Source organism: Halobellus sp. Atlit-38R, from assembly GCF_003665925.1.
In the GTDB taxonomy this organism is placed as follows: domain Archaea; phylum Halobacteriota; class Halobacteria; order Halobacteriales; family Haloferacaceae; genus Haloquadratum; species Haloquadratum inordinatus.
The window spans coordinates 191249-215206 of the sequence record NZ_QXIJ01000006.1 but is presented as its reverse complement, the minus strand read 5'-3'; the positions used below and the strand labels follow the sequence as shown (position 1 = coordinate 215206).

At 64.2% G+C, this 23958-nt stretch carries 27 protein-coding genes and 2 tRNA genes; 16 read left to right on the top strand and 13 right to left on the bottom strand.

Features of this window, described 5'->3' with window-relative positions:
• Positions 1-65: 65 nt before the first annotated feature.
• Positions 66-1289, bottom strand: a complete 1224-nt coding sequence (locus D3D02_RS10810) for a response regulator (protein WP_121569989.1) — start codon at positions 1287-1289, stop codon at positions 66-68.
• A 166-nt stretch (positions 1290-1455) separates the two neighbouring features.
• Entirely contained in the window at positions 1456-1752 is a 297-nt protein-coding gene (locus D3D02_RS10805; RefSeq protein WP_147435603.1) for a hypothetical protein, read from the bottom strand.
• A gap of 59 nt (positions 1753-1811) precedes the next feature.
• On the opposite strand from D3D02_RS10805, the gene D3D02_RS10800 reads away from it, so the two are divergent.
• Entirely contained in the window at positions 1812-3617 is a 1806-nt protein-coding gene (locus tag D3D02_RS10800; RefSeq protein WP_199723062.1) for a formate/nitrite transporter family protein, read from the top strand.
• A gap of 142 nt (positions 3618-3759) precedes the next feature.
• On the opposite strand, the gene D3D02_RS10795 is transcribed toward D3D02_RS10800, so the two are convergent.
• The 3 genes from D3D02_RS10795 to D3D02_RS10785 all read right to left on the bottom strand — a co-directional run bounded on the left by D3D02_RS10795 (position 3760) and on the right by D3D02_RS10785 (position 7931).
• Positions 3760-3832 (bottom strand) — tRNA-Pro (locus tag D3D02_RS10795).
• Between the two features lie 56 nt (positions 3833-3888).
• The gene (locus D3D02_RS10790) at positions 3889-5739 is read right to left on the bottom strand and encodes an SLC13 family permease (protein WP_121569986.1); all 1851 of its coding nucleotides are present in this window, start codon (positions 5737-5739) and stop codon (positions 3889-3891) included.
• A 134-nt stretch (positions 5740-5873) separates the two neighbouring features.
• Positions 5874-7931, bottom strand: a complete 2058-nt coding sequence (locus D3D02_RS10785) for a DEAD/DEAH box helicase (RefSeq protein ID WP_121569985.1) — start codon at positions 7929-7931, stop codon at positions 5874-5876.
• A 111-nt stretch (positions 7932-8042) separates the two neighbouring features.
• On the opposite strand from D3D02_RS10785, the gene D3D02_RS10780 reads away from it, so the two are divergent.
• Positions 8043-9218 (top strand): CBS domain-containing protein, encoded by a 1176-nt coding sequence (locus D3D02_RS10780; RefSeq protein WP_121569984.1) that lies wholly within the window; start codon positions 8043-8045, stop codon positions 9216-9218.
• A gap of 36 nt (positions 9219-9254) precedes the next feature.
• On the opposite strand, the gene D3D02_RS10775 is transcribed toward D3D02_RS10780, so the two are convergent.
• Positions 9255-10010: a molybdopterin-binding protein gene (locus D3D02_RS10775; protein WP_121569983.1), complete on the bottom strand. Its 756-nt coding sequence runs from the start codon at positions 10008-10010 to the stop codon at positions 9255-9257.
• Positions 10011-10233: 223 nt separating this feature from the next.
• On the opposite strand from D3D02_RS10775, the gene D3D02_RS10770 reads away from it, so the two are divergent.
• Positions 10234-10422: a hypothetical protein gene (locus tag D3D02_RS10770; protein WP_121569982.1), complete on the top strand. Its 189-nt coding sequence runs from the start codon at positions 10234-10236 to the stop codon at positions 10420-10422.
• 110 nt (positions 10423-10532) lie between these two features.
• Here D3D02_RS10770 and D3D02_RS10765 read toward each other — a convergent pair whose 3' ends face one another.
• The 3 genes from D3D02_RS10765 to D3D02_RS10755 are packed head-to-tail and all read right to left on the bottom strand — an operon-like array spanning position 10533 to position 11848.
• Positions 10533-10970, bottom strand: a complete 438-nt coding sequence (locus D3D02_RS10765) for a type IV pilin (RefSeq protein WP_121569981.1) — start codon at positions 10968-10970, stop codon at positions 10533-10535.
• Between the two features lie 4 nt (positions 10971-10974).
• Positions 10975-11412: a type IV pilin gene (locus D3D02_RS10760; protein WP_121569980.1), complete on the bottom strand. Its 438-nt coding sequence runs from the start codon at positions 11410-11412 to the stop codon at positions 10975-10977.
• Positions 11413-11416: 4 nt separating this feature from the next.
• Entirely contained in the window at positions 11417-11848 is a 432-nt protein-coding gene (locus D3D02_RS10755; RefSeq protein WP_121569979.1) for a type IV pilin, read from the bottom strand.
• Positions 11849-12280: 432 nt separating this feature from the next.
• On the opposite strand from D3D02_RS10755, the gene D3D02_RS10750 reads away from it, so the two are divergent.
• Positions 12281-15469: a BGTF surface domain-containing protein gene (locus D3D02_RS10750; protein WP_121569978.1), complete on the top strand. Its 3189-nt coding sequence runs from the start codon at positions 12281-12283 to the stop codon at positions 15467-15469.
• A 56-nt stretch (positions 15470-15525) separates the two neighbouring features.
• Here D3D02_RS10750 and D3D02_RS10745 read toward each other — a convergent pair whose 3' ends face one another.
• The 4 genes from D3D02_RS10745 to D3D02_RS10730 form a co-directional block, all read right to left on the bottom strand.
• Positions 15526-15840, bottom strand: a complete 315-nt coding sequence (locus D3D02_RS10745; protein ID WP_121569977.1) for an MTH1187 family thiamine-binding protein — start codon at positions 15838-15840, stop codon at positions 15526-15528.
• A 78-nt stretch (positions 15841-15918) separates the two neighbouring features.
• Positions 15919-16338, bottom strand: a complete 420-nt coding sequence (locus tag D3D02_RS10740) for a CBS domain-containing protein (protein ID WP_121569976.1) — start codon at positions 16336-16338, stop codon at positions 15919-15921.
• Positions 16339-16469: 131 nt separating this feature from the next.
• Positions 16470-16649, bottom strand: a complete 180-nt coding sequence (locus D3D02_RS10735) for a hypothetical protein (protein ID WP_121569975.1) — start codon at positions 16647-16649, stop codon at positions 16470-16472.
• A 142-nt stretch (positions 16650-16791) separates the two neighbouring features.
• Positions 16792-16862: transfer RNA gene (locus D3D02_RS10730), tRNA-Gly, on the bottom strand.
• Positions 16863-17093: 231 nt separating this feature from the next.
• Here D3D02_RS10730 and D3D02_RS10725 point away from each other — a divergent pair.
• Genes D3D02_RS10725 through D3D02_RS10670 form a run of 12 tightly spaced genes read left to right on the top strand, consistent with a single transcriptional unit; the run spans position 17094 to position 23948 of the window.
• On the top strand, positions 17094-17927 hold the full coding sequence (locus D3D02_RS10725) for a putative RNA uridine N3 methyltransferase (protein ID WP_121569974.1): 834 nt from the start codon (positions 17094-17096) through the stop codon (positions 17925-17927).
• A 4-nt stretch (positions 17928-17931) separates the two neighbouring features.
• Entirely contained in the window at positions 17932-18948 is a 1017-nt protein-coding gene (locus D3D02_RS10720) for a 50S ribosomal protein L3 (protein WP_121569973.1), read from the top strand.
• A gap of 3 nt (positions 18949-18951) precedes the next feature.
• Entirely contained in the window at positions 18952-19698 is a 747-nt protein-coding gene (rpl4p, locus tag D3D02_RS10715) for a 50S ribosomal protein L4 (protein WP_121569972.1), read from the top strand.
• Positions 19695-19949, top strand: a complete 255-nt coding sequence (locus tag D3D02_RS10710; protein ID WP_121569971.1) for a 50S ribosomal protein L23 — start codon at positions 19695-19697, stop codon at positions 19947-19949. The genes rpl4p and D3D02_RS10710 overlap by 4 nt, the downstream gene beginning before the upstream one ends.
• Positions 19950-19951: 2 nt before the next feature.
• Positions 19952-20683 (top strand): 50S ribosomal protein L2, encoded by a 732-nt coding sequence (locus D3D02_RS10705; RefSeq protein WP_121569970.1) that lies wholly within the window; start codon positions 19952-19954, stop codon positions 20681-20683.
• A gap of 2 nt (positions 20684-20685) precedes the next feature.
• Positions 20686-21108: a 30S ribosomal protein S19 gene (locus D3D02_RS10700; RefSeq protein WP_121569969.1), complete on the top strand. Its 423-nt coding sequence runs from the start codon at positions 20686-20688 to the stop codon at positions 21106-21108.
• A 2-nt stretch (positions 21109-21110) separates the two neighbouring features.
• The gene (locus D3D02_RS10695) at positions 21111-21581 is read left to right on the top strand and encodes a 50S ribosomal protein L22 (protein WP_121569968.1); all 471 of its coding nucleotides are present in this window, start codon (positions 21111-21113) and stop codon (positions 21579-21581) included.
• Positions 21581-22516 carry a 30S ribosomal protein S3 gene (locus D3D02_RS10690; protein ID WP_121569967.1) on the top strand — a complete coding sequence of 312 codons (936 nt, stop codon included), beginning with the start codon at positions 21581-21583 and terminating at the stop codon, positions 22514-22516. Before D3D02_RS10695 ends, D3D02_RS10690 begins: the two co-directional genes overlap by 1 nt.
• Before the next feature lie 3 nt (positions 22517-22519).
• Entirely contained in the window at positions 22520-22726 is a 207-nt protein-coding gene (gene rpmC, locus D3D02_RS10685; RefSeq protein ID WP_121569966.1) for a 50S ribosomal protein L29, read from the top strand.
• A 3-nt stretch (positions 22727-22729) separates the two neighbouring features.
• The gene (locus D3D02_RS10680; protein ID WP_121569965.1) at positions 22730-23233 is read left to right on the top strand and encodes a ribonuclease P protein subunit; all 504 of its coding nucleotides are present in this window, start codon (positions 22730-22732) and stop codon (positions 23231-23233) included.
• Positions 23224-23550, top strand: a complete 327-nt coding sequence (locus D3D02_RS10675; protein WP_121569964.1) for a 30S ribosomal protein S17 — start codon at positions 23224-23226, stop codon at positions 23548-23550. The genes D3D02_RS10680 and D3D02_RS10675 overlap by 10 nt, the downstream gene beginning before the upstream one ends.
• A complete protein-coding gene (locus tag D3D02_RS10670; RefSeq protein ID WP_121569963.1) occupies positions 23550-23948 on the top strand; it encodes a 50S ribosomal protein L14 in 399 nt (132 codons plus the stop codon). The genes D3D02_RS10675 and D3D02_RS10670 overlap by 1 nt, the downstream gene beginning before the upstream one ends.
• Positions 23949-23958: the final 10 nt, after the last annotated feature.

Below are 23958 nucleotides of genomic sequence, written 5' to 3'. Positions count from 1 at the left end.
GTGCGGTCTGGTGCGCAAACAGTTGCAACTGCCACGAGATAGTGCTCCCGTTTCGAGTTTTCGAGTCAGTTGATTGGCTGCTGCTGCTCGCGGGAGGCGTCTGCCTTTCGATCGGTGATGTCGACCAGTGCACCGGGAAATCGGCGTGCCTTCCCGTTTCCGTCACACTTGACGCGGCCACTCGCGAGCACCCACCGACGTTCCCCGTCGGGGTCGTGAACGCGGAATTCCTCCTGGAACTCGCCGCAGGCATCCAAGGCTGTCTCGGCCGCACGCTCGATCCGCTCTCGGTCAACGTCGGCGACCGCGGAGACGTAGGCTTCGAGTGGGAGGCCGTCGTCTGCGGCATCTGGCGGGACGCCGAACAGCCGCGCGAATCGAGCGTCGACGACGAGTTCGTCGGCATCGACGTCCCACTCCCAGGTGCCGACGGCTCCGGTGTCGATTGCGGCCTCCAGTTGCGTTTTCGCCTTCTTGATCTCCTGTTCGCGGGTCTTGCGCTCGGTGATGTCTTGGACGATGCCGAGCGCTTCGAGTGGCTCGCCGTCGTCGTACTCGACCTCGGCCCGCTGGCGGACCCAGCGCGTCTCTCCGCAGTCCGTCACGATTCGGTGTTCGATGTCGTACGCTGCACCGTCGAGTGCGGCACGCCACTTCTCGTCGACGAAGCCTCGGTCCTGGGGATGGACGTAGGTGAGAAACTCCCGGTGGTCGAGCGGTCGCTCGGCCGACCGGTCGGTCTCGGAGTGCTCGCCATCGATTCCGAAGATCCCGTATATCTCCTCGGACCACCAGATCTCGTCGTCGCGGATGTCTTTGTGCCAACTCCCGAGATCCGCCATCTCTTGGGCCTGCCGCAGGTGCGATTCGTGTTCTGCGGCCTTGCGCTGCGCACGCGTGCGCTCGACGTGGCTTCGGATGCGCTTTGCGAGCAACTGGTACTGTTCGGTCCCCCTCCGCTTCTGGAGATAGTCGCTCACGCCGGCGGAGATGGCCTCGCTCGCCACCTCCTCGCTCCCCTTCCCAGTAAAGAGGATGAACGGCAGTCTCGGATGGTCCTCACGGACGCGTTCGAGGAGCTCGATCCCGTTCTGTCGCGGCATATCGTAATCGGAGACGACGCAGTCGAACGTGGCCTCGTCGAGCCGTGCGAGACCCTCGCTCGCGCTCGTCGCCGTGTCGACCTCGAACTGATCGTCCGCTCGCTCCAGGAACGTCGCTGTCAGCTCCGTGAGCGATGGCTCATCGTCGATGTGGAGAACGCGAATCGGACTCGATGAGACGCCCATTACGGATCTGTATCACGAGCATCGTTATAACCCTCCCCGTGGCAGTATCAATTTTGAGACCGCAGATTCGCCCCGGCAGCAGCGATAGCGTCCGACAGCAGACTGGCCGCCTCCGCTACTATACACCTCTCGCCGCCGGCCCTGCAGTCCCGATCGTAGTACCTACTCAATCCGAGGACTCGTCGTCTACAGGACGTTCCTCGGTTTCTGTCTCCGTTAGCGGAGCGGGGAGTTGCTCGCCGACGACGTATTTCGTTATCTGATAGACGGCAACAACGAAGAGCACCAGCAGCGCGAGGTCGAGCAAGTACAACTCGATGAACTCGAGCGCAGAGATGTCCGTCAGCGTGATCTCTCCCAGTAAAAACAGGGCTTCGAGGGTTGCCACCAGTATCAGTGCCGGGGTGAATATGACCAACAGGGCGATGAGGGCGATACTTAGGCGACGCTGCATCCGACTCATAGTCTTGTATCGTCCGGAATTATTAAAAGACCTCGGACGGAAGCGGAGCCAGTAGCATCGTGACATCCGAAAGAGACCCCGATACGCCTTCCGAGAGCGAAACCGTCCGCGAAGCGGTCGAACAGTCCCGGAGCGGCGCCCCGGCCGTCGGGTCGGTCGTTCGAGACCGATTCACTTCCGACGAAATCTTCCAGCGGATCGTCGCAGCGGCGGATGAAGAGATCACGTCCGGGAGCCGTGAACTGTTCTTCAGCGCGCTCGCGGCCGGCTTCGCCATCTCGATTACGTTCCTGTTGTACGCGTCGCTGACGGCCTCGACTGACGGTCACGAGGTTCTGAGCGCGATGCTCTACCCGCTCGGGTTCATCTACATCATCATCGGTGGCTACCAGCTCTACACCGAGAACACGCTCCCGCCGGTGGCGCTGACGCTGGAACGGCTCGCGAGCGTTCCGGCCCTGCTTCGCAACTGGGTCGTGGTCCTCACCGGCAACTTCGCCGGCGGTGCCGTTGGCGCGGCCACGCTGGCGTACGGCGGCGTCCTCTCCCCGGAGGGCGCCACGGCAGCGCTGAACCTCGCGCAGAAGGGGATCGAGACGGAAGCCGGAACGCTGTTCGTCAAGGCGGCGTTCGCCGGCCTGATCGTGGCCGGGGTCGTCTGGGTGGAGTACGCCTCGCGGGACACCATCTCCCGGATCGCGGTGGTCTATCTGGCGTTTCTCGCCATTCCGATGGGGAACCTCTTCCACGTCGTCGTCTCCTTCACCGAGATGCTCTATCTGGTCTTTCAGAACGACCTCGCGCTGTGGCTCGGGCTCACCGATTTCGTCCTCCCGGTTCTCGTCGGCAACACCGTCGGCGGCGTCGTGCTCGTGACGGTCGTCAACTACTTTCAGACGACCGAGTCACGCCTCGAATCGGCCCGGTTCGAGGGAGCCGCCCGACAGCTCTCGACCCGCGAGTGGCTCTTCGGTGGCTTCGTCGGCCGGTCGTACGTTCCCCTCATCGACACGACCAGCGAAGCCGACGAGCCGGTCGACTACCGGATCGTCGTGCCGATCGCGAATCCGCGAACGGAGTCGCCGCTGCTCGAACTCGCCTGTCAGATCGCCAGTACGCACGACAACGCCACCGTTCACACGGTCCACGTCGTTCAGGTTCCCTCCCGTTCGTACGGTCCGGCACAGCGACAACGGATCGTCGCCGAGTCCGACGCCCTCTTCGAGGACATCCGCGAGCACGTCAACTCCTACGACGTCGGCTACGAGTGCTCGACAGTCGTCTCCCACCGCTCGTTCGAGGAGATCTTCGACATCGCCCGGCGGAAGGACGCCGACCTCACGCTCCTGAACTGGGGCGACGACAGGATCTGGAGCGCCGTTCGAACCGAACGGCCGCTGACCGAACTGACGCACCGACTCCCGTCTGATTTCCTCGTGTTGCGGGACCGGGACCTGGACGAATCGGAGATCCTGCTGCCAGTCACGGACAACGCGCACGCCGACCTGAGCGCGGAGGTCGCGGCCGGCCTTCGAACGGCCGCCGGATCCTCAGTCACGCTTTTGCACGTCGTCGACAGCCCTGAGGAACGCGAGCGCGGAGAGCAGTTCCTGGCGGACTGGGCGACAGAGCGAGGCCTGGGCGACGCCAAATTCGTCGTCGACGACTCCGGCGACGTCGAGCGCGCGATCGAACGCGAAGCGCGAGACCACACGCTGCTCGTTGTGGGCGCGACCGAACGTGGTCTGCTGACGCGACTCGTCACGGGCACGCTGCACTTCAAAATCGTCGAGGACGTCGAGTGCTCCGTCTTGCTCGCAGAGCGATCGAGCGGCCGTAGCTTCCTCCGGCGACTGTTCGGGTGAGCTCGGTCTCTATGCTCGGCGCTCGCTATCGATCGGACCGGGTGGCTTCGAACTGAATCGAGTCCTCACACGCTCGGCCTTGACGAATTCGGACCGGTAACTGTCCGGTTCTGATTTCTCACGTGCGTTCGTCGCACAGAAATGGGACCGCCCGGATTCGAACCGGGGTCACGGGCACCCAAGGCCCGAAGTATACCAGGCTAACCCACGGTCCCGCGTCTGTACGTGGCGGCGTCACCGAGTAAAGGATTTCGTTCGGCGTCGACGGGAATCAGAGTCCCCAGATCGCGGCGATTCCGACGGTCGTCACCGCCGCGAACACCAACTGAAGCGGGCCGCCGACCCGGAGGTAGTCGCTGAAACGGTAGCCGCCAGGACCGTAGACGAACAGGTTCGTCTGGTAGCCGACAGGCGTCATAAACGCCGTCGACGCCGCGAACGTCACTGCCAGGATGAACGAGAAGGCGTTCGCGCCGAGCGTCTGGGCGGCCTCGACTGCGACTGGGATCATCAACACGACGCTCGCGTTGTTCGAGATGACGTTCGTCAGGATCGCGGTGATGAGATAAAACACCGCCAGCACTCCGACGAGCGGCAACAGATCGCCCACGGCGACGACGAGTCCGGCTAGCAGCGCCGCGCCACCGGACGATTCCAGTGCGATGCCCAGCGGAATGACGCCTGCGAGCAGGAAGACGACGTCCCACTGAACCGCGTCGTAGAGTTCGCCCGGACGGAGACATCGCGTCGCGACCATCGCGAGCGACCCCGCGAGCGCGGAGACGACGATCGGGAGGATGTCGAGCCCGGCGAGGCCGACGACGGCGACGACGATGCCCACGGCGATCGGCGTCTTCTCCCCGCGGAAGTCGTGCTGTTCGATCTCCTGGGCGACGATGAAGTCCCGGTTCGCATCGAGGCGCTCGATGCTGTCGGCCGTCGCCTGCACGAGGAGCGTGTCGCCGACGCGGAGCGTGACGTTGTCCATCCGCCGGCGGAAGAGTTCCTGCCCGCGCCGCAGCGCGAGCACCGTCGCGTTGTACCGCTGCCGAAAGCTCGCAGACGCGAGCGACTCGCCGACGAGTGACGACCCCGGACCGATGACGACCTCGACGAGGTTCTGCCGGGCTTCGCCGGCTTCGAGCTCCGATTCGTCGACGGCCGTCGGCACGACGTCCAGCCCTTCGACGTCGAGTAGTTCGACGAGCGTGCCGCGGTCGGTCCGAATCGCGAACACGTCGCCCGGTTGGATCTGCTTCGGCCCGAGCGGTTCGAGGAAGACCTCGCCGCCGCGGATCAACTGAATCAGGTCGATGTCGAAGTCTGTCTCCTCCAGCGCGCGCCGGACCTGCTGGCCGACGAGCGGCGAGTCCTCGCGGACGACGACCTCCGTCAGGTACTCGCCCATCTCGAACTCCTCGGTCAGATCCTGTCGGGGCTTGATTCGCTCGGGGGTCAGCCACCGCCCGACCGTCAGCAGGTACGCCGTTCCCACGATGGAGACGACGATACCGAGTTGCGTGAACTCGAACATCGTGAACGTCCGGCCGATGAGCCGTCCCGAGAGTTCGGAGGCGAGGATGTTCGTCGACGTCCCGATCAGCGTGAGCATCCCGCCGAACATCGACGCGTACGAGAGCGGCAAGAGCAGTTTCGACGGCGACGTCCCGCCGCGTTCGGCGAGGTCTGTCACCATCGGCAGCAAGATGGCGACCGCCGCGGTGTTGTTGATGAATCCGGAAATGGGCGCGACGACGCCGATCGTCGCCCCGAGCTGTCGGTCCATACTGTCCTCCGTGAAGGAGGCGATCCGCGCGCCCAGCCGCTGGACCACGCCGGTTCGCTGGACACCGTCGCTGAGGATGAACATCGCAAGCACCGTCAGCGTCGCCTCGCTCGAAAAGCCCGAGAGTGCGTCCGCGGGGTAGTCCGCAAAGAGCACGATCGGGTCGCCCAAGAGCCCGATCGTTGCCAGCGCCGCTGACGCCGGCTGGATCAACAGCAGCGCCACCATCACCCCGATCGCAGTGACGTCGACCGGAACTGGCTCGGTGACGAACAGCGCGAGCGCGACGAGGACGACGAGGAAAACAGCGAGGACGCCTGGCGGTATCGGTGCCACATTGTTCGGTCGACTCGCCAGTGCAAAATACTGTGGGATTTCTCTCACGTCCGGCGGTGGAGCCTATTTCAGTCACCCGATTCGGGCTCCGCCACCCGAGTGTGAGACGCCGAGTCGACAACCGCCGGCGACGTTCAGAACTCGTCTTGGAGTTCCATCTCGGCGACGAGGCCGTACGGCTCCGTACCCGAGCGGATGCAATCGAGGATGCGGAACGCGTCTTTCGGCGAGAGGAAGTGCCGACAGACCGCCCGTCCCAGCGGCGTCGGGTCGAAGCCGTCGATGAACTCCCACTGGAGCAGTTTCCCGATCGCGTGTTTGGTCGGGACGTCACCGACCATTCGGTCGTTCAGCCGTTTGGCACGCTTTCCGGCGACGACGACGTTCGCGAGCGTCTCCTCGGCGGCCGCGGTCTCGTCGTAGTGCGTCAGGACGTCCTCCATCTCGCCTTTCAGGAGTTTGAACGCGACCTCGTCTTCGGTCATCTCCATCGTGTTGTGGTAGGTGCAGTCCGGTTCGACGAGGAGATACACCGTCCCCTGATCGTGGTAGTCCGGGCGTCCAGCGCGCCCGAGCATCTGCTCGAACTCCTGGACGGAGAGCCACTCGATGCCCATCGCCAGCGAGTCGAAGATGACCTGTGAGGCGGGGAAGTCGACGCCGGCGGCGAGCGCGGCGGTCGTGACCACCGCGGCGAGGTCCTGATCGCCGAACTGCCGCTCGACGCGCTTCCGCCGGCCGTAATCGAGGCCGGCGTGATACGGCGCGGAGGCGTACTCCAGTTTCCGCGAGATTTCGTGACACCGCCGCCGCGAGTTCGTGAAGACGATGGTCTGCCCGCGGTAGCCCTTCGAGGACTTTGAGTCGAACTCGCGTCTCACGAGTTTGTTGATGATGTCCGGCTTCTCTCTGCCGTCGGCGAACGTCACGTGCCGTTCGATCGGCACCGGCCGCTCCTCGAACTCGATGAGCGTCGCGCGGAGGCGCTCGGCCAGCGATTCGGGGTTGCCGACCGTCGCGGAGAGATAGACGTACTGCGCGCCACCGTAGCTCTCGCGGGCCGCCTCGCGGTCTTCACAGTAGTACTTCAAGCGGCTGATGAGGCCGTCGAGGCGGTGGCCGCGCTCTTCTTCTTTGAGCGTGTGGACCTCGTCGATGACGACGGTGCCGATGTCGCCGAGGTCTTTCCCCGTCCGCAACGCGTGGTCGATGCCCTCGTAGGTCCCCACGACGACGTCCGCGTTCGGATTAAAGCGGTTGCCGTCGTCGTTGATCCGGGACGCGCCGACGCGGATCGTCACCTCGAGGAGGTCGCCGTAGCGCTCCTCGAAGTCCTCGTGCTTCTGGTTCGCCAGGGCGACGAGCGGGACCAAAAAGAGCAGTTTGCCCTCGCCCTTCAGCGCCCGGTCGAGCCCCGCGAGTTCACCGACGAGCGTCTTCCCGGTCGCGGTCGCGCTCACGACGAGTTGGTCACGGCCCTCGAACAGCCCGTTGTCGACCGACAGCGACTGCACTGGAAGCAGCGTGTCGAATCGGTCTTCGACCCGCCGCTGGAGTTCGGGGTGGAGATCGAGCGTCGACGTCTCGACGAGGTCGACTTCGTCGGTCGTCGCGCTGACGGTATCGAACTTCGTGAGGTCGGGATCGAGCCCCCCGGTGAGGAGGTTCGAGATCCGATCGAGGTCCTGCGTTTCCAAGAGGAGGTCTTCGAGCCGGTCCTGCGCCGCCCCGGTGAGCCGCCCCGACGCCGAGAAGTCGAGCTCGCGCTCCAGTTCCCGCTTTGCACAGTCGGGGCAGATGTGCTCGCGGTCGGTCTTGATCGCCGTGTCCTCCGTGATCGGCGAGTACCGGCCATCGGAAGCGCAGTAGCGACACGTCCGAACGACGAGCGCTTCGAGTTGGTAGCCGTCGAGCATCTCGCGAAGTTCGTCGCGACGCTGCTTCGAGGTCTGTTCCGAAATACGGATTCGCGACGCACGGCGCGCAAGCTCGATGAACTGGCTCGGATCGCGGGGCTCTTCCGTCGATCCGCGCTTGATGCGGAACTTCGCGGGACGGGGGCCTGCGTCCGTCTCCTTTAGTTCGAGGACTCCGCGAAAGACACGCTCCCCGTCCCGTTCGACGACCACGAGGAAGTCGTCGCCGGTCTCGTGGAGAAAGAGCGTGTCGACGCGGCCGACCTGTTGAGACACGCCCGACGGTACGTGGACGAGGTATTTCAGCGGTTCGTCTGCCGGTCGGATCTGTCAGCGAATCGCGTCGCCGCGGCTGGACTTAAGTCCCGTGCCCGACAACGTCTCGCTATGCGCGGAATCCGTATTGGTAGCGCGTTCGGTATCCCGATCAAACTCGACCTCACGTTCCTCATCGTTCTCCCCCTGTTCGCGTGGCTCATCGGGAACGACGTCGGGCAACTCGTGGGCGTCCTGAACGACCTGTTCGGCTCGGCCATCGACGTCGGCCCGCTGACGGCCGGGTCGATGCAGTGGGTACTGGGCGCGGCCGCGGCGGTCGGCCTCTTCTTCTGCGTCTTACTCCACGAGTTCGGCCACTCGCTCGTCGCGATGCGCTACGGCTACGAGATCGACTCGATCACGCTGTGGCTCTTCGGCGGCGTCGCGAGCTTCGCCGAGATGCCCGAAGACTGGAAGCAAGAGCTCTCGATCGCCGTCGCCGGACCGATCGTCAGCATCGCCCTTGGCGTGCTGTCGTATGCGGCTTTCACCGTCCTCCCGTCCGCACTCGACCCCGTGAAGTTCGTTGTCGGCTACCTCGCGCTGACGAACATCGTACTCGCAGTGTTCAATATGCTTCCCGGGTTCCCGATGGACGGCGGCCGCGTCCTTCGTGCCCTCCTCGCGCGAACGCGACCGCACGCCCGCGCAACACAAATCGCCGCAGAGGTCGGGAAAGTGTTCGCCTTCCTCCTCGGACTCTTCGGACTGTTCGCGAACCTGTTCTTGGTCGCTTTGGCCTTCTTCATCTACATCGGGGCGTCCTCGGAAGCCCAACAGACCGTGATGAAGGCCGCCTTCCAGGACGTGACCGTCAGAGACGTGATGACGCCCCGTCAGGATCTCGACGTTGTGAGCGAGCACACGAGCGTCGCCGAACTCCTCGAGCGGATGTTCACCGAACGCCACACGGGCTATCCGGTGATGGACGGCGACCGCCTCGTCGGGATGGTGACGCTCAGCGACGCCCGCTCGATCAAGGAAGTCGAACGCGACGCCTACCGCGTCGGCGACGTGATGGCGAACGATCTGGCGACGATCTCACCCGACGCGGACGCGATGGCGGCTATCGAACAGATGCAGAAGAACGACGTCGGCCGCCTCCCCGTCGTCGACGACGAGGGCGAGGTCGTCGGCCTCATCTCCCGGTCGGATCTCGTGACGGCGTTCAACATCATCCAATCCCGCGGGTCGCTCGCGTCGCTCTCACCGCGAGACACCACGAACCTCCCGAACCCACGCTAACTCTGCGCCGCACGCGACGCGTCCACTGCACCACGCTCACTCGTTGGCTTCAGTACCGTCTCCGTCGGCCACGCTGAGTTCGACGCGCGAATGCGCTCTGAGCCACGCGACGGCTGTCGAGAGCACTGCTTCGTCGTCGCCGGTGAGCTTGATTCGGGTCTCGCCCGCTTCCCGGTTCGGGTAGCTCCCGACGCGGATCCCGAAGCGCTCCGCGACGTCGCCCAGAATCGACGCGAGGGCACCTTCGGGCTCGGGAGAGTACAGCGTCTGTGTCGCCACGTCGCCGCCGAACTCCCCGGCGACGTTCGCGAAGACGGCTTCCATCTCCTCGGGGATCCCGGGCAGGACGTACACGTTCTCGGCGACACACCCCGGTGCGAGCCCCTCGGGGTTCGGAATCGGCGTCGCATCCGACGGCATCGAGGCGTACCACTCCGGCCGGAGCTCGAACTCCAGATCGGGATTCTCCTCGTAGATCCGATCGATCGTCTCCTGTACGTCTGCGTCGGCGACGGGATTGACCACGAGTTCCCGATCCAACCCGGCGGCGACGGCGGGCATCGTCACGTCGTCGGGCGTCCCGCCGAGGCCGCCGGTGACGATCACGGCGTCGAACTCGGCAGCCCACTCGCGGATCGTTCCGGCGACGACGCCCTCGTCGTCGGGGACGACGATGATCCGCGCGACGTCGGCGCCACGGGCAGCGAGCTCCTTCGCCAGCCACGTGGCGTTCGTGTTCTCGATGTCGCCCGCGAGCAGTTCGTTTCCCACGGTGACGATCGCTACGTCCATACGCCCTCCGTCGGGCGGCGGCTGCTTATATTGTCGGCCACAACTGTGTCAAGAGATTCCTCTCCCTAGGGTGACGAACTGCGTTTCAGACGCGTCCGGTGGTATAACGCGCCGGGGCGCAACCCCGTGCTCGATATCGTCCATCGGTGAGGCGCCGCTTTGGTCCGGCGGTGACGACGTCCAGAAGCGGAAAGTCCATATTCCACGGGCCGTAGTGCCACCTATGGGATTGTTCGATAGCACACGCGTGCTTGCCGGTGTCGCTCTCATAGTCGTCGGATCGCTGCTGCTGCTCCCGGGGGCCCTCCCGGACGCGTCGCAACTGTTCACCTACGCGCTCATCCCGGCCGCCGCGCTCGTCACGTACGGAACGTGGCTCGTCGGCACCTCCGAAGGGGCGCCCGCGGTCTGAAACGCGCGAAATCGACTTCTGCGGCTCGTAATGTGGCTGCGTGATGCTCCCTCTCGCTAGTCAGCTACAGGCAAATAAAATGAGAACCGAACGGGTCGCCGTTGGGCCGATCAGGACTCGTCGGGTGCGGTGGACTGACTCAGCGTCGCGGAAGTCTCACCATTCGTTGACTGCCAGACGACGCGGATCGTCTCACCGTTCCAGTCGGCGGTGTTATTGAATGTCGCGCTCGTCCCCGCAGAAACCGTACTACTCACGTGATCTGTCCAAGCTACACTGGCCGAACCATTTTGAAATCCAGTCGCATTCAGCCGTGCGGCGTCAATCGAATCACCCGTTTCGTGAGTGATCGTCACGTTCCCGTTATCGGTCGTGTCATAGTCGAAGCCGAAACTCGCCTGGGGTGCCGTCTGCTGGACGCCCTGGCCGAGGTTCAGCACGAACGAGCCGATGACGGCCGCGAGGATGACCGTGATCGCAACCATCAGGATGACGCCGATGACCGGCGACACGGCGGAATCGTCGGTGAAGAGTTGTTTGAGTTTCATTGATTTATGATTCGTTTGGTGCGGTCGATTGGCTCAGCGTGGCGGACGTTTCACCGTTCTCGGACGTCCAGACGACACGAAGCGTCTCGCCGGCCCAGTCTGTAGTTTTATTGTACTGAGCTGTATCGCCTGCGGATATTTCTCCGCCTACGTCCTCGAACGTCGTCGAATTAACGAAGTCCAACGATGCCGTCGACGTCACGTTCAGTCTACTTGCGGTTATCGAGTCGCCCGTTTCGTGGGTAATCGTCGTATTGTTCGTCGCTTCGTCGTACTCGAAGTTGAAACTCGCCTGCGGCGCGCTCTGCTGGATGCTTCCACCGAGGTTGAGGACGAACGAGCCGATGACGGCCGCGAGAATCACCGTGATCGCGACCATCAGGATGACGCCGATGACCGGCGACACGGCGGAATCGTCGGTGAAGAGTTGCTTAAGATTCATCGAGTTATGCGCCTCCCGGTGCGGTGGATTGGCTCAGCGTCGCGGAGGTCTCGCCGTTCTGGGAGGTCCAGACGACGCGGATCGTCTCGCCGTTGAATCCACTCGCTGTGGTATTCTTAACGATAGAATCTCCCGCGCTGATGCTGTTAGAGTACTTGTTTTCCCACGTTTCTCCGTTTCCTGACCAGCTTGCACCGGTCGTGTTCAGCTGAGAACCAGAGATGGAGTCCCCGCTCTGGTGTGTGACAGTAACGTTTCCACCGTTGTAGTCGAAACTGAAGCTCGCCTGGGGTGCCGTCTGCTGGACGCCCTGGCCGAGGTTCAGCACGAACGAGCCGATGACGGCCGCGAGGATGACCGTGACCGCAACCATCAGGATGACGCCGATGACCGGCGACACGGCGGAATCGTCGGTGAAGAGTTGTTTGAGTTTCATTGGTAGTGTTGGTACCGTCCCACGACGGCGGTGTGTCGTTCGGTTTTCGGCTGCCTGTTGCCCGGCTGCAGGCTCGTCGTGAGAGGCGTATTTCCCCGTACAAACTACCCTAAATTAAATCTAGTGTTCCAGTTATCAAAATAGATAACGAAATCGGGGTTTCGCACCCTTCACGCGGCCGTGAAGGCCGAAAGACGGTCGCCGCGAACGACCGCTGCACACAAAACATATGTTTCCGTACCGTGACGTTATCAGTGGACTGTCGTTTGCGACGGAATTCGGCGCTGTGCAGTGTTTCATCGTCGAAGCGTCGGCATCCTCCCCGAGTCCCAGGTTCCCGGCCCTGCCAGTCCCGAACCGCAAACGGCACTGCTCCCCGCTCGGCGGTTGCCGCCGCCGTGTAACCGCCCACGATACCGTCTACCCCCCACTATGACACGAACCACGTTCCGAGTCGGTGCGGTTCCGATCGCGGTGCTCGTGGTACTGTCGGTCCTCGCCGGCAGTGTCACGTTCGCCGGGTCGGTCGCCGCCGTCGACGGAGTTTCAGCCGAAACGCAGTTCGACCCGCTCACGGTCGACGAAGAGACCGAGACGCAACATACGTTCAACTACTCGTTTACCGGCGTCAACACGTCTGACAACGTCACGCTCTCGCTCTCTGTTCCGGGCGAGTTCTCGATAGAGAGTGCAGATGTCGAGATGAAAAACGCGACCGGGACCGTCCTCAACACGACGACGACAGTCGGCAATACGCTGGAAGCAACAGCCAACTCGTCGACGTCGACGGTGTATCTCGCCGGGAACGTGACGGTGACGTCACCTGCCGTCGATACCGACACCGACTACCAGGTCAAGATCAACGCGACGGACGTCGACGGGACCGTTTCGGAGAGTGAGACGCTCACTGTCGAAAACGTCGCTACGCTCGCCATCGATGTCGAAGACGAGTTCGACCCGACGACAGTAACGCAGGAGACCGAAAATAGGCACACGTTCAATTACTCGGTTACCGGCATCGACACCGGCGAAGACACGACGTTTTCGCTCGCGATCCCCAGCGAGTTCACGATCGAATCGTCGGACGTAGTCGTCAAAGACGCCACCGGATCCGAGGTGGGCTCGCTGAGCGCCTCCGGCAACACGCTCTCGTACACTGACAATCTCTCCACCACGACGGCGTACCTCGCGGGCAGCGTGAATCTGACGAGCCCCGCCGTCCCCGAAGGACAGGAGACGGCGAGCTATTCCCCGGCGATCGAGGTTGACGACACCGCCGACCGCTCGGCGACCAGAGACGAAGAGATAACTGTCCAGTACGCCGGCGGCGTCCCCGGCTCTCCGGAGTACCTGAGCGCGATTCAGTACGTCCAGCCCGACGGCACGCCCGCTATCGAGGTGGCATTCTCCGAGGACGTACAGAACTTCGAGTCGAACTACGCCCTCCTCGTCGACGACGAAGAGGAAGTGACGGGAGAGATCGTCGCAGACGTCACCGAGGCGCAGGGCCGCGTGATCATCGAACTCGACGAAACCGACAGCCGAGAGCTGACGCTCCGGCTCGAAGACGGGATCACCGACCCCGACGGCAACGCGCTCGACAACCCAGACGACTACACGGTGACGTTCGCTCCGACGACCGTGACCGCCGGCGAGAGTATCAGCGCCTACAAGGGATCGACCGTCGCCGTCGCCGCCTCGTCGACGAACACGGACGTCACGATGGAAGGGACCGACGACGACACGGACACCTACTTCTTCGAGGGCGCGACCGGGACCAACAGCCGGGTCTTTCTCTTCGCGACAGACGACCGAACCCTCGGTGACTACGAGGCGACTATCGAGGGAGAAGGTGTCGCGAACATCACGGTTCGTGACCTCGATCTCGCGATTTCGATCGACGATCAGAACGTGACGAACCTCGAGCCGATCGAGGGCACGGTCTCGGCCCGAGCGAGCAACCGGGAGGTCCGACTCGAACTGCTCGACGACGACGAGGTCGTCGAGAACACCGAACGGTACGCCGACCTCTCCGGGCAGGGCGAGTACGACTTCAGCTACGATCTCGAAGCGCTCGAGATCGAAACGGGCGAGTACACTGTTCGCGCGACGGACACGACGTCGGGAATCTCCGTCGAGTCGTCGACGATCAACGTCACCGAAGCGGGCGACACCGAGGCGACGTTCCCCGATCGCACGCCCACAGACAACCGCGGTGACGTCGTCGCGATCCCGGTCGAACTGTCGAACACGCGCGAGGCGACAGTGACGATCGGTGAGGAGGACGTCGGCTTCCGCGCGAACGTGACCGTCCGCGACGGCGACGACGACGACCGCGACAACCGCGTCACTATCTACTTCGACAGCTACGCGGCGTCGACCTACGGGACCGGCTCTTTCGACGGTGAAAACGAGATCTTCAGCGTCAGCGAGGACGACGAGGTCGTCGAGGGCGACGTCAGCATCGGCGTCTCGAACCTCCTCGACGCCGAGAGTTACCCGGTGTCGGCCGCGACCGCAGGTCGCGAGACCGACGTCGCGACGCTCGTTCTCGAACCCCGCGAGACGATCGCGATCCGGACCTGGACCGCCCCGGAGGACCGATACGGCGACCTCGATACCGCCGAAGACCTCCGCGACGCGAACGGTGACTGGGTGACCCGCGACACCGACATCGCGACTGGCGACACCGTCGTCTACGAACTCCGCGCCTCCGGTCTCGAAGGCGCACTCGACGCCTTCGAGGAGGATACCGTCACCGCCGAGTTCTTCGACTTCGCGAGCGGGACGGGCGATTCGCCGCCCGCCGTGTTCACCGTCGAGCAACAGGACCCCGGTCCGAACCGCGATCCGCTCGTCCTCCAGTTGAACAGCTCCAACTCGCGTGTCGTCGCGGACTCGGACAACGACACCTACTACGTGATCTCCCGGACGGGTGACGACGGCCCCACGGGTGTCCGTGACACCGACGAGGACGGTGCGATCGACGACGACGAGGACGAGACCGGCTCTCTGGGCACTGACGAACGGCTCCGCGCTTCGTTCACCGTCTTCGGCGACGACGAGAACGACCTCGACCTGACGGAATCGGGTGACGACGAGACCGTCGAGACGACGTACTCGACGACCGAAGCCGAGTTCTCGATGAACGAGCCGTTCAACGTCACCGAGACGAGCGGCCAGGAGATCTTCGGCGAGGCGACCGTCGCCCCCGGCACGGAAATCAACATCCGGGTTCGCAGCGGCGACGACGTCCGGCCCGCGTTCCTGAAAACCACGACGGCGACGGTCGACGCCGACGGACAGTTCCTCGCGACGTTCTCGTTCAACGACACGACCCCCGGCGACGTCTACACGATCGAAGTCAACGGCGGCCCGGCGCCCGAACTTACTGTCGACGGCACCGTCCAGCCGGTCATCCCGACGGCGACGACGCAGACGCCCGCCGAGACGACGACCACGACGACAACCACGACAACCACGACGACGACTGAACCGCCGACCACGACGGTGACGGAGATTCCGACAGTCCAGACGCCGACGACGACGCCCGGATTCGGTGTCCTCGCGGCTCTCGTCGCGCTCGCTGGGGCCGCGCTGCTCGCACTCCGTCGAGAATAACGTCCGTCTCTCAGCCCGCCGGTTCTTCACCGCCTTTTCGTCTCCTTCTCGCTCCGCTACTCGCTATCGCTGCGCGCCGGCCGACCGAGCTGGTCCTCGACGACATCTACTTTCTCGCGTGCGCGCTCATCGCTCGTTCGCTTGTCGTCGATCTTTAACACCGTACTCACGCGGTCCGCGTCGACGGCCCGGTGGGCGGCCTCCGCGGCGGCAAAGAGCGTGCCGACGTCGTCGGCTTCGATCACGGTCCCCATCGGGTTCGTCTCGTACTCGACGTCGAAGTCCTCCAAGGCGTCGACGGCTTTCGCGACCTCTGCGGCCATACTGTCTTCGATCACGGGCGCGACGCTCAATAGCGCGACAACGGTCATACGCGTCGATTTCGCACCGAGCTGCAAAACGTTTTCTCGCAGAATGGGGGACGCGGCGGGCCGGTTCAGCACCCGAGTTCAGTACTCCGGGCGCTGGGCGCGGATGACTTCTGCGACCCGCTGTTCCTCGTCGGCGAGCAGTTCGGTCAGGTCGTCGGCCGTGATGATCCCGACGAGCGCGTCGCCCTCACAGATCGGCACTCGCCGGATGCTGTTATCGCGCATCATCGTCGCCGCCTCGTAGAACCCCGCCTTCCGGTCGAGCGTGTGGGGGTCTTCGGTCATCACGTCCGCCGCCGTCTGCTCGGTCGGATCGGCTCCGTTCCCGAGCACGCGGACGGTCAGATCTCGATCGGTCACGATACCCACCGGAGCGTCACCGTTCGTGATGACGACGCTGCCGACGTTCTCGTCGTCCATCGTGGCCGCGAGTTCGGTGACGGGTGTGTCCGGATCAGCTGTTACGACGTCGCTTCGAGCAAGGTCGTCGATTGGCATACTCTCTCACCCACTATCGGTTGCCGCCCCGGCGAGTAATTGCTACCTGTTCTTGTTATCGACTGGGAAGTGTCCCCGTGCTTATTGTAGTATGTTAACAATAGGTGACAGCGAACTCGCCAATCGCCGACTCAGTCGCTCCCTGCCCACGCGAAGAGTCGCTCGAAGACGACGAGATAGACGAGAAATGCGGCCGCAAAGACCGCCCACGCAACGACGTTGAACTGTCCCGTGAACGCGAGAACGACGAAGATGTACGCAAGTGAGGCGGCGACGAAACTGGCGGCGTAGCGCGTCCGTCGGGAATCCATAGTGACTCATTGGCGAACAGACACAATAAACGCACTTGGCCTGTAGCGCGAATAATCGTACCTCGTCTCTGGAGTCGATACTCCGATTACTCGAACCCCGAGGTGAAGAACCGCTCCGCTCGTCGGTTAGTATCGAGAGAAGTGCGCTGGCTGGGATTTGAACCCAGGTTGTGACCATGGCAAGGTCACGTGATACCACTACACTACCAGCGCGTGTCGTGGTCTGCGTCTGCATTCCAGAAAATGCGAGATTAATAAATAAGACTTGCGAATCGGAGAGCAAATCGGCCGATGGCGTGGGGGAAAATACCACGGGGGGATTCCCCACGAAACCGCCGTAGGGCGGAGTGAGACGGCCTCTCACCCCCGAACGCTTTCGCTAGTCTTTTAGGCTCCCCTACGGTACGAGGGATACAGTCTAGACGTGACGCTGAAGGGACCGGTATGACGCTGACCGTACTCGTGCCGTCCTCTCTCGTCCGAGAGGCCGAAGACAAACGCGAGGCAACTCGCAAACTCGGCTACGTCGCCCGCGCGGCGACGGTGTTTCGGGCGGATCGGCTCGCCGTCTTCCCAGACAGGGAAGGCGAGCGGCGCTGGGGAGGTGAGTTCGTCGAAACGGTGCTGCGATACGCTGCCACGCCGCCGCACCTCCGAAAGGAGGTCTGGGGGCGACGCGACGAACTCGAGTACGTCGGCGTTCTACCGCCCCTCCGTGTCCCGTCTATGACCGGCTCCGAATCAGACGGTTCGGGGTCGTTAACACAGGGAATCGTGACCGAGGTCGGACCTGACGGCCGCGTTCGGGTCAATTGCGGACTGCAACACCCGGTCTCTCTCCACACGCCTCCGTCGATGGAGGTCGAGGAGGGGACGCGCGTCGCCATCAGGATCTCTTCGCGAGAACCGGTCCGTGCGCGGATCGTCGACGAGCCCGTTCCGGGCTTCGACGTGTCCCGTACGGACCTCGAGGAAGCGCTCGGCCGCGCCGACGCGGGCGTCACAATTGCGACGTCCCGCTTCGGCCAACCGTTGACCACGTCGTGGCTGCCGGACCTCTCCGCTCGTATCGAGCGGGAGGGGGCGACAGTCGCGTTCGGGTCACCCGGCCGTGGGCTTCCGGCCATCCTCGACGTCGACGTCGAGGATGCGGTCGAACCCGTTGACGGTCCGGGGTTCGATCTCTGGCTGAATACGATTCCGCGACAGGGCAGCGAGGTGGTGCGAACTGAAGAAGCGATGTTCGCGTCGCTCGCGTCCCTGACACTCACGGAGTGATCATATGCCACAACCAAGCAGACCACGAAAAGGTTCGATGGGCTTCAGCCCGCGCAAGCGTGCGGCCAAGGAAGTCCCACGCATCCGGTCGTGGCCCGACGACGACGGGTCCCCGGGTATCCAGGGCTTCGCCGGCTACAAGGCCGGGATGACCCAGGTGATGATGGTCAACGACGAGGCCAACTCCCCCCGCGAAGGGATGGAGGAGGCCGTTCCGGTGACCGTCGTCGAGACGCCGCCAATGCGCGCCGTCGCCCTTCGAGCCTACGAAGACACGCCGTACGGTGCAAAGCCCCTGACTGAGGTGTGGGGCAACGAGTTCGACGAGAACCTCGACCGCGTCCTCGACCTTCCGAACGAGGACTCCTTCGAGGACGACGCCGAGGACCTTCGCGCGGCCGTCGAGGCCGGCGAGGTCGACGACGTCCGACTCATCACCCACACCGTCCCAGGCGAGATGCAGAACGTCCCCAAGAAGAAGCCCGACGTGATGGAGACCCGAGTCGGCGGTGGCTCGGTCGACGAGCGCATCGACTTCGCGCTCGAACTCGTCGGCGACGGCGGCGAGCACGAACTCTCCGACGTCTTCCGCGCTGGCGAGTACCTCGACGTCGCCGGCGTCACGAAAGGCAAGGGGACGCAGGGTCCCGTCAAGCGGTGGGGCGTCCAGAAGCGGAAGGGCAAACACGCCCGCCAGGGATGGCGGCGCCGGATCGGTAACCTCGGTCCGTGGAACCCCTCCCGCGTGCGCTCGACCGTTCCCCAGCAGGGGCAGACGGGCTACCACCAGCGAACCGAACTGAACAAGCGCCTCATCGACATCGGTGAGGGCAGCGAACCGACCGTAGACGGCGGCTTCGTCGGCTACGGCGAGGTCGACGGACCGTACGCGCTCGTCAAAGGCTCGCTTCCGGGCCCCGACAAGCGTCTCCTTCGGTTCCGTCCGGCCGTCCGACCGAACGACCAACCGCGCCTCGATCCCGAGGTGCGCTACGTGTCGACCGAATCGAATCAGGGCTAAACAATGCAGGCAACAATTCGCGACCTGAACGGCGACGACGCCGGCACGCTCGACCTCCCCGAGGTCTTCGAGACGCCGTATCGTCCGGACCTCATCGAGCGCGCCGTCGTCGCCGCGCAGGCGAACCGAAAACAGGCGTACGGTGCCGACCCCTACGCGGGGCTGCGAACTCCGGCCGAGTCGTTCGGCAGCGGTCGCGGGATGTCTCACGACCCCCGCGAAAACGGACGCGCCCGCCGCGTGCCCCACGCGGTCAAGGGTCGCAAGGCGCACCCGCCGAAAGCTGAGAAAGACCAGGGCAAGGACATCAACGACAAAGAGCGGAAACTCGCCGTCCGATCGGCGATCGCCGCCACGACGGACGAAGCGGTCGTCCGCGAACGCGGCCACCAGTTCGGCGACGATGTCGAACTCCCGCTCGTCGTTTCCGACGACTTCGAGGACCTCGTGAAGACCCGCGAAGTCGTCGATCTGCTCGAGACTCTCGGCGTCCACGCCGACATCGAGCGCTCCGACGAGAACAAGAAGGTGAAGGCCGGACGCGGGAAGACCCGTGGCCGGAAGTACACCCGCCCGAAGTCGATCCTCTTCGTCACGAGCGAAGAGCCCTCGAAGGCGGCGCGGAACCTCGCCGGCGCCGACGTGGTCACCGCGGCCAACGTCAGCGCGGAGGACCTCGCCCCCGGGACGCAGGCCGGTCGGCTCACGGTCTTCACCGAGAGCGCCGTCGAGGAGGTGGCGGACCGATGAGTTCGCTCATCGAGCATCCGCTCGTCACCGAGAAGGCGATGGACGAGATGGACTTCGACAACAAGCTCCAGTTCATCGTCGATCTCGACGCCACGAAGGCGGAGATCGAAGACGAGATCGAATCGCGCTACGAGGTGGCCGTCGTGAACGTGAACACGCAGGTCACACCGCGCGGCAAGAAGAAGGCGACCGTCCGACTCGGCGAAGACGACGACGCACAGGAAGTCGCCTCGCGAATCGGGGTGTTCTGAAAATGGGACGTCGAATTCAGGGCCAACGTCGCGGTCGCGGTACGTCCACGTTCCGGGCGCCGTCGCACCGTTACAAGGCCGAACTCTCGCACAAGAAGGCCGAATCGGACGACACCGTCTCCGGGACGGTCGTCGACATCGAACACGACCCCGCACGCAGCGCGCCGGTCGTCGCCGTCGAATTCGAAGACGGCGACCAGCGACTCATCCTCGCACCCGAGGGCGTCGCCGTCGGCGACACGATCCAGGTCGGGGTCAGCGCAGAGATCAAGCCCGGCAACACGCTCCCGCTCGCGGAGATTCCCGAGGGGGTTCCGGTGTGTAACGTCGAGCGCCAGCCCGGCGACGGCGGGAAGTTCGCCCGCGCGTCCGGGACGAGCGCCCAGCTGCTCACCCACGACCGCCACGTCGCGGTCGTGAAGCTCCCCTCCGGGGAGGTCAAGCGGCTGAACCCGCAGTGTCGCGCCACCATCGGCGTCGTCGCTGGCGGGGGCCGCACCGAGAAGCCGTTCGTGAAGGCCGGCAAGAAGCACCACAAGATGAAAGCGCGCGGCATCAAGTGGCCGCGCGTTCGCGGGGTCGCGATGAACGCCGTCGACCACCCGTTCGGTGGCGGTGGCCGCCAGCACCCCGGTCAGCCGAAGTCCGTCTCGCGGGACGCCCCGCCGGGACGGAAGGTCGGTGACATCGCCTCGAAGCGCACCGGTCGCGGTGGCAAGGGAGGCAACGAATAACAATGAGTTCGGAATACCGTACCGGCCGCGAGGGTGAGTTCACCTACCGCGGCCACACGCTCGACGAGCTGCAGGAGATGTCGCTCGACGAGGTCGCGGAACTGCTGCCCGCACGACAGCGGCGAACCATCAACCGAGGACTCACGGTCCAACAGGAGAAGCTGCTGGAGGCGGCCAGCGAGGCCGACCCCCAGGAGACCGCCAACGACCCGATCCGGACCCACCTCCGGGACATGCCCATTCTGCCTTCGTTCGTCGAGAAGACGTTCGAGGTCTACACCGGGCAGTCCTTCGAGCGCGTCCGCGTCGAGCCCGAGATGATCGGGCACTATCTGGGCGAGTTCCAGCTGACCCGGACGTCGGTCGAACACGGTCAGGCCGGAATCGGCGCGACCCGGTCCTCGAAGTTCGTGCCGCTCAAATAACCATGGGTATCAACTACAGCGTCGAGGCCGACCCGGAGACCACCGCCAAGGGGATGCTCCGCGATCGGCCCATCAGCCTGAAGCACAGCAAGGCCATCTCGCGTGAGATCAAGGGGATGCCCGTCGAGGGCGCGGAGGAGTACCTCCAGGACGTCATCGACGAGAAGCGTTCCGTTCCGTTCAAACAGCACAACACCGGCGTCGGACACCGTTCCGACATCGACGGCTGGGACGCGGGGCGCTACCCCGAGAAGGCCTCGAAGGCGTTCCTCGAACTCCTGCAGAACGTGGCGTCGAACGCCGACGAGCAGGGATTCGACGGACGTTCGATGACGATCAAACACGTCGCCGCCCACAAGGTCGGCGAACGGCAGGGTCGCAAGCCCCGTGCGTTCGGGAGCGCCGACCCGTGGAACACGCCGATCTGTGACGTCGAACTCATCGTCGAAGAACCCGAGGAGGTCGAAGCCTAATGGCTGACGAACACCAGTTCATCGAAGACGGACTGCAGCGCTCGCAGATCGACGAGTTCTTCGCCGAAGAACTCGGCCGCGCCGGCTACGGCGGGATGGACGTCGCGAAGACCCCGATGGGGACCCAGATCGTCCTGAAGGCCGAAAAGCCCGGTATGGTCATCGGCAAGGGCGGGAAGAACATCCGCAAGGTCACCCGCGAACTCGAAGAGCGGTTCAACCTCGACGACCCCCAGATCGACGTCCAGGAGGTCGACGAGCCTGACCTGAACGCTCGCATCGTCGCGGACCGCCTCGCGAACGCGCTCGAACGCGGCTGGTACTTCCGGAAGGCGGGCCACACCACGATCGACCGCATTATGGAGTCCGGCGCACTGGGCGCCGAGATCGTCCTCAGCGGGAAGGTCACCGGTGCACGCTCGCGCGTCGAGAAGTTCAACCGTGGCTACATCAAGCACAACGGCGAACCGGCCCAGGAGATCGTCGACGAGGGCCAGGGCGTCGCCGTGATGAAGCTCGGTACCATCGGCGTGACCGTCAAGATCATCCCGCCGGGAGCAGAGCTCCCCGACGACTTCGAGATCCACGAGGACGTCGACGTCGAGCCCGTCGAGCAGGTCGCAGAGAGCGAGGGCGTCGAAGCCCTCCTCGAAGAGGAACCCGAAGAGATCCCCGACGTCGGCGAGGCCGACGAGGAGGTCGAGGTTCCCGACGAGGCTCCCGAGGACGTCATCGACGAGGAAGTCGTCGAAGAAGTCATCGAGGAAGAAGCCGAGTCCGAGTCTGAGGATGTCGACGAAGACGTCGAGGCCCCCGACGAGTCGGACGTCGAAGAGGAACTCGACGAACTCGACGAGGAGGTCGAAGCGGAAGCCGAAGAGCTCCTCGACGAGATGGAAGACGCCGAGGAAGACGAAGACGAGGAGGAGGAATAACCGATGGCGATCCTCTACCCCGAAGAGATCCGTGATATGACGGCCGCAGAGCGCGACGCCGAGCTCGAAGAGCTCGAGACCGAGCTGCTCAACACGCGCGCAGTCCAGGCTGCCGGTGGCGCACCGGAGAACCCGGGCCGCGTCAGCGAGCTGAAGCGGACGATCGCGCGGATCAAGACGATCCAGCAGGAAGAAGGCGACCTCGAATAACAGATGGCACTGACACCCGAGACGCTGACGCGACACGAGCTCAACGGCCTCCGCGTGGCCGTCGTCGACGCGCCCAACCCCGACCTCGTCGGGATCGAGGGCCGTATCGTCGTCGAGACGATGCAGACGCTGCACGTCGACGTCAGCGACAGCGACGCCGCGACCGACGACGCCGACGCGACTCGCGACGGTCGCACTCGGGTGAAACAGGTGCCGAAGCAGGGCTCCACGCTGGAGTTCGCGCTTCCCTCCCCGGAAGGAACATCCGGACGCACAGATGAAGCCGCCGACGCCGAGAAGGCGTCGGGGACCACGTCCAAACTTCGGTCGGATACTGCCGGCGCATTCGCCGGTCAGTCTGATCGGCCGGCTGCGGAGCCCGCAGCGGCTTCTCGGCGAGACGCCGAGAATTGCGAGGGCGTGGCCTACGTTACGGTGGATGGCACACGTCTGCTCTCACGACCCGCCTTGCGGACCGAGAAGGCAGGTGACTCACTATGGCGATAGGACTGAACGTAGAAGAACCGGAGGAGCCGTGCTCCGACGAGAACTGTCCGTTCCACGGAACGCTTTCCGTGCGCGGTCAGACGCTCGAAGGCACGGTCGCCTCCACCGACATGGAGAAAACCGTCATCGTGGAGCGCGAATACGACGTTCGCGTTCCCAAGTACGACCGCTTTATGAAGCGGCGTAGTCGCATTCCCGCTCACGCACCCCCGTGCGTGGACATCGAGGAGGGCGACACGGTGCGTATCGCAGAGACCCGACCGCTGTCGAAGACCAAATCGCACGTCGTCGTCGACGTGCTCGGAGGTGAGGAGTGATGGAGGCGCTGAAAGCCGACGTCACGAAGGGCCTCGAACGAGGCTCCCTCATCACGTGCGCCGACAACACCGGCGCGCGAGAGCTGAAGGTCATCAGCGTGAAGGGCTACTCAGGAACCAAGAACCGACACCCCAAGGCGGGCATCGGCGACCAGGTCACCGTTTCGGTGACGAAAGGGACGCCGGAGATGCGCCGCCAGGTGCTCGAAGCCGTGATCGTCCGCCAGCGGAAACCGATCCGCCGGCCGGACGGCACGCGCGTGAAGTTCGAGGACAACGCCGCCGTCATCATCGACGAGATGGAAGAGCCTCGCGGGACCGAGATCAAGGGTCCCATCGCGCGTGAAGTGGCCGAGCGCTTCGGGAGCATCGCTTCGACGGCGACGATGATCGTCTGAACACTGAACA

Bases quoted from the DNA above. Each gene is read 5' to 3' on its own strand.
- D3D02_RS10810 (WP_121569989.1), bottom strand. From the start codon at position 1,289: ATGGGCGTCTCATCGAGTCCGATTCGCGTTCTCCACATCGACGATGAG.
- D3D02_RS10805 (WP_147435603.1), bottom strand. From the start codon at position 1,752: ATGAGTCGGATGCAGCGTCGCCTAAGTATCGCCCTCATCGCCCTGTTG.
- D3D02_RS10780 (WP_121569984.1), top strand. From the start codon at position 8,043: ATGCGCGGAATCCGTATTGGTAGCGCGTTCGGTATCCCGATCAAACTC.
- D3D02_RS10775 (WP_121569983.1), bottom strand. From the start codon at position 10,010: ATGGACGTAGCGATCGTCACCGTGGGAAACGAACTGCTCGCGGGCGAC.
- D3D02_RS10770 (WP_121569982.1), top strand. From the start codon at position 10,234: ATGGGATTGTTCGATAGCACACGCGTGCTTGCCGGTGTCGCTCTCATA.
- D3D02_RS10765 (WP_121569981.1), bottom strand. From the start codon at position 10,970: ATGAAACTCAAACAACTCTTCACCGACGATTCCGCCGTGTCGCCGGTC.
- D3D02_RS10760 (WP_121569980.1), bottom strand. From the start codon at position 11,412: ATGAATCTTAAGCAACTCTTCACCGACGATTCCGCCGTGTCGCCGGTC.
- D3D02_RS10755 (WP_121569979.1), bottom strand. From the start codon at position 11,848: ATGAAACTCAAACAACTCTTCACCGACGATTCCGCCGTGTCGCCGGTC.
- D3D02_RS10750 (WP_121569978.1), top strand. From the start codon at position 12,281: ATGACACGAACCACGTTCCGAGTCGGTGCGGTTCCGATCGCGGTGCTC.
- D3D02_RS10745 (WP_121569977.1), bottom strand. From the start codon at position 15,840: ATGACCGTTGTCGCGCTATTGAGCGTCGCGCCCGTGATCGAAGACAGT.
- D3D02_RS10740 (WP_121569976.1), bottom strand. From the start codon at position 16,338: ATGCCAATCGACGACCTTGCTCGAAGCGACGTCGTAACAGCTGATCCG.
- D3D02_RS10735 (WP_121569975.1), bottom strand. From the start codon at position 16,649: ATGGATTCCCGACGGACGCGCTACGCCGCCAGTTTCGTCGCCGCCTCA.
- D3D02_RS10725 (WP_121569974.1), top strand. From the start codon at position 17,094: ATGACGCTGACCGTACTCGTGCCGTCCTCTCTCGTCCGAGAGGCCGAA.
- D3D02_RS10720 (WP_121569973.1), top strand. From the start codon at position 17,932: ATGCCACAACCAAGCAGACCACGAAAAGGTTCGATGGGCTTCAGCCCG.
- rpl4p (WP_121569972.1), top strand. From the start codon at position 18,952: ATGCAGGCAACAATTCGCGACCTGAACGGCGACGACGCCGGCACGCTC.
- D3D02_RS10710 (WP_121569971.1), top strand. From the start codon at position 19,695: ATGAGTTCGCTCATCGAGCATCCGCTCGTCACCGAGAAGGCGATGGAC.
- D3D02_RS10705 (WP_121569970.1), top strand. From the start codon at position 19,952: ATGGGACGTCGAATTCAGGGCCAACGTCGCGGTCGCGGTACGTCCACG.
- D3D02_RS10700 (WP_121569969.1), top strand. From the start codon at position 20,686: ATGAGTTCGGAATACCGTACCGGCCGCGAGGGTGAGTTCACCTACCGC.
- D3D02_RS10695 (WP_121569968.1), top strand. From the start codon at position 21,111: ATGGGTATCAACTACAGCGTCGAGGCCGACCCGGAGACCACCGCCAAG.
- D3D02_RS10690 (WP_121569967.1), top strand. From the start codon at position 21,581: ATGGCTGACGAACACCAGTTCATCGAAGACGGACTGCAGCGCTCGCAG.
- rpmC (WP_121569966.1), top strand. From the start codon at position 22,520: ATGGCGATCCTCTACCCCGAAGAGATCCGTGATATGACGGCCGCAGAG.
- D3D02_RS10680 (WP_121569965.1), top strand. From the start codon at position 22,730: ATGGCACTGACACCCGAGACGCTGACGCGACACGAGCTCAACGGCCTC.
- D3D02_RS10675 (WP_121569964.1), top strand. From the start codon at position 23,224: ATGGCGATAGGACTGAACGTAGAAGAACCGGAGGAGCCGTGCTCCGAC.
- D3D02_RS10670 (WP_121569963.1), top strand. From the start codon at position 23,550: ATGGAGGCGCTGAAAGCCGACGTCACGAAGGGCCTCGAACGAGGCTCC.